The sequence below is a fragment of the Luteolibacter sp. genome, from assembly GCF_058122085.1.
Window position 1 is genome coordinate 1 of record NZ_JBIKBQ010000213.1, and the last position, 3,552, is coordinate 3,552.

Below are 3,552 nucleotides of genomic sequence, written 5' to 3' on the forward strand. Positions count from 1 at the left end.
CCCGCTTTTTCATTTACCCCACCTCAAAAGCCATGCTCAAACTTCTGCGCCTTGCGGCCATCTGCGCCCTGACGGGCAGCCCATTGTGGGCGGCCCCCAGTAAACTCGATCTTAAAGACGGCGACCGGGTCTTGTTGATTGGTGACACCCTCATGGAGAGGGAGAACAACTACGGATATCTTGAAGCCCGCATGCGGCAGGAATTTCCGGGCCGTTCTTTTGCGGTCCGCAATCTTGCCTACAGCGGTGACAGTCCATTGGGCGCGTCGCGGGCGAGTTTTGATCCGGTCGACAAGGGAGTGGACAGTTTGAAGCAACAACTGGCTGTGGTGCGGCCGACAGTGGCCATCTTGGGTTACGGTATGGCGGCGAGTTTGGAAGATTTGACCTATCGCCAAAACGATCCAGTGCTCAATCCCGACCCAGCTCGTTACGGCCTCGACCACAGCCCTGCTAAATTCCGTCGGGAATTGCTCGCCCTGATGGACCTGATCAAAGAGGCCAGCCCCGGGGGGAGCGTGCGTTTTGTTTTTGTCGGACCTGTTCGACACGAAGACATGCGCGGCATCCGGCCTGGACTGCCCGACCCTGCCGGGCACAACGCCCTGCTGGCCGAGTACGAAAAAGTGATCGAACAACTCGCCGCGGAAAAACAATCCCCTTTCGTCCGCGGTGAATGGAAACAAGCCGCAGGCATCAATCTGCCTCAAGGCACAGACAACGGCATTCACCTGACTCCCCAAGGGTTTCGCGCCCTCAGCGCCAGCGTGGCCGCCCAGCTGGGCTGGAAGTCTGACGCCGCCGCATGGGATACCGAAACACCCTCACAACAGCTTCTCCGTCAAGCTATCCTGCGGAAAAACGCCCTCTTCTTCCACCGCAGCCGTCCAGCCAATTACACGTACATCTTCGGCTTCCGGAAAGGCGAACAAGGACGCAACGCCGTAGAAATCCCCAAGTTCGACCCACTCGTCGACAAGGCCGAGGCCAATGTCATCGCCATCGCCGCAGGTCAGCCCAGCACCCTGCCCCCCGAACCGCCAAGCGAAACCAAACTGCCCGTCATTCCATCGCTGCCACGCCCGGATTTCACCATGGATGCCGGCTTGGAAATGACCAGCTACGCTGAAAATCCACTTTTGGAAAAACCTGTCGGTATGAGCTGGGATGCCGACGGGCGACTGTGGGTGGCCACTTCCAACACCTATCCACAAGTCAATCCGGACGATCTCGGGGCCATGATGGAAGGGAATTCCTCGAAGTTTGGTCCCTCGACCGGAAATGATCGCATCATCCTCCTCGAGGACACCAATCGCGACGGCGTGGCGGATGTCTCCCGCATCGTGGCTGACAAACTGCTCATTCCAGCCGGCGTCGCCCCGGATACCGAAGGCGGGTGTTTCGTCGGCGCGAGTACAGAACTTCTTCACCTCAGCCAACCAGGAGCCGATGGCCTACTCAGCGAGCGCCGCATCGTGCTGAGCGGATTCGGCACCGAAGACACTCACCACATCATCCATGGCCTCCATTGGGGCGTGGACGGTCGCCTCTATTTCCAGCAAACCATTTACATCCACTCGCACGTCGAAACCCCCTGGGGATTGGTTCGCGCCAACTCGGGCGTCGCGTTTGCCTATGATCCCAATACGGAGCGGCTCGAAGTCCATTCCAAAGGGCTGGTCAATTGCTGGGGACAGCAAGAAGACATGAATGGCCAGACGTTCCTCACCTCGGGTGCGGATGGCAACGGCATTAGCTGGGCTTTTCCCGGCGCGGTCCTGCCTCCATCAGAAGGCGCGCGACGCACGATCAACAGCGTCAGCCCCGGTTCGTATCCGAAATTTTGCGGGTTCGAAATCATCAACAGCCCGCTTTTTGGTCCGGAATGGCAGGGGCATGCCCTCACCAATGATTTCCGCGCTCACCGCATTGTCCGATTTAGTTTCAATGACTTGAGCGTAAACCCGAATGCCGCAGAACAAAAATCCGGCTACGTCACCAAGGTCGAGCCGGACATCACCCGCACGGAAGACGCCGCCTTTCGCCCGATCGCCCTGTCCATGGGACCAGACGGCGCCATCTATGTCGCCGACTGGACGAACCCGATCATCAACCATGGTGAGGTCGATTTCCGCGACCCACGGCGCGACAAGCAACGCGGCCGCATCTGGCGCATCGCCCCCACCGGCAGCCGCCCGCTGGCCTGGGAACCACTGACCGGCCAACCCGTCGAAAAACTGCTCAGCCGCCTGCTTTCACCCAATCGCTGGGAGTTTGAGCAAGCCCGTCGCGAGCTGTCCCGCGTGCCAGTCGAAACATTGCGCGCCGCATTAGGGCCGTGGATGAAAGATGAAGTCACCCGCCGTCATGCCGCTTGGCTGCTCAGCGGACGGACTCAGAACACAGCGCATCTGTTGGCCATGGTGGATCCGCAGTCGGTCGACCAGACCAGTGTGCAGACGGGTCTGCGCGAACTGGGAAAAGCGTATGGAGCGCATGGCACGAAGGATCTCAGCCCGTTCGCAACGTGGGTCAAAGCGGGCCGCGATCCGCGGACCAGACTGGAAGCATTCCGAGCACTGGCTCGCATCCGGACTTTTGAAAGCGCCGACTTGGTCCTGCGCAATCTGCCGACGGACCCGGCGGATGACTTCCTCGACTTTGCCGCGTGGACGACGGTCAACGAACTGGCCCGCCCGTGGTTTGAGGAAATTGCCGCGCATCCGGAAAAAATCGTCGGCCGCGAAGCGCAATTGACCGCGCTGACAACCATCGCCGCACCGGTCGTGACGGCGCCATACATGCAGCAGCTCTTTGCTGGAAGGACGATCGATGCTGACGGCCGCGGGCCGTGGATTGAGTTGATCGGAAGTGCGGGTGGCCCAGCCGAGCTCACCACGCTCTACAGCAGCTTCATCAAAGAAGGCGCGCTGCAACCAGAGGCCCGCCTCCGGGCCGCCGCCGCCCTCACCGGAGCCGCGCGCGGCCGCAACTTGCGCCCGGATGGCGACCTCAGCGGTATTGTGTCACTGCTCGCATCGTCCGACCGACCGCTGCTGTCCGCAGCGATCGCGCTGGCCGCAGAATGGGGTCAAGTGACGGCCGTGCCGCCGCTCGCCCAATTTGCCGCCAACGAAACCGATGCCGGCCTGCGCGGAGAGGCGCTCAGCGCCCTGCGGAAAATCGGACAACCCGCAGCCGTCGATGCCTTGCGCACACTGGTGGCGACTCAGCAACCGATGACCGTCCGACGCGACGCGCTCCCGCCACTGGCCGTGCACGCCCCCCAAGAGGCCCTCAAATCATTGTCGTCCATCATGGGCTGGATCACCAATCAAGAAGCCGCCGCCGTTCTCTGGCGCGAGCTTTTCCAAATCAAGGGGTTTGCCGAACTCCTGGCCCGCGAACTGCCCAATGACCTGACCGTCGACGCCTATGCCTCCGCCCTGAAGGTCGCCCGCGGCATGGGTGACAACGGCCAAGCATTGGTCGCCGCACTCTCGCCCATGGCCGGAACAACCTCCGCAGAACGCGATTTCCCCGCTGAAATCG

The 3,552-nt window shown here is 61.3% G+C and carries 1 protein-coding gene; it reads left to right on the forward strand.

From position 1 onward, the window contains the following. Window positions 1-32: 32 nt before the first annotated feature. Window positions 33-3,552: DUF7133 domain-containing protein (locus tag AC4DF4_RS18775; RefSeq protein WP_490049626.1), on the forward strand; the 3,520-nt coding region annotated here is incomplete at its 3' end.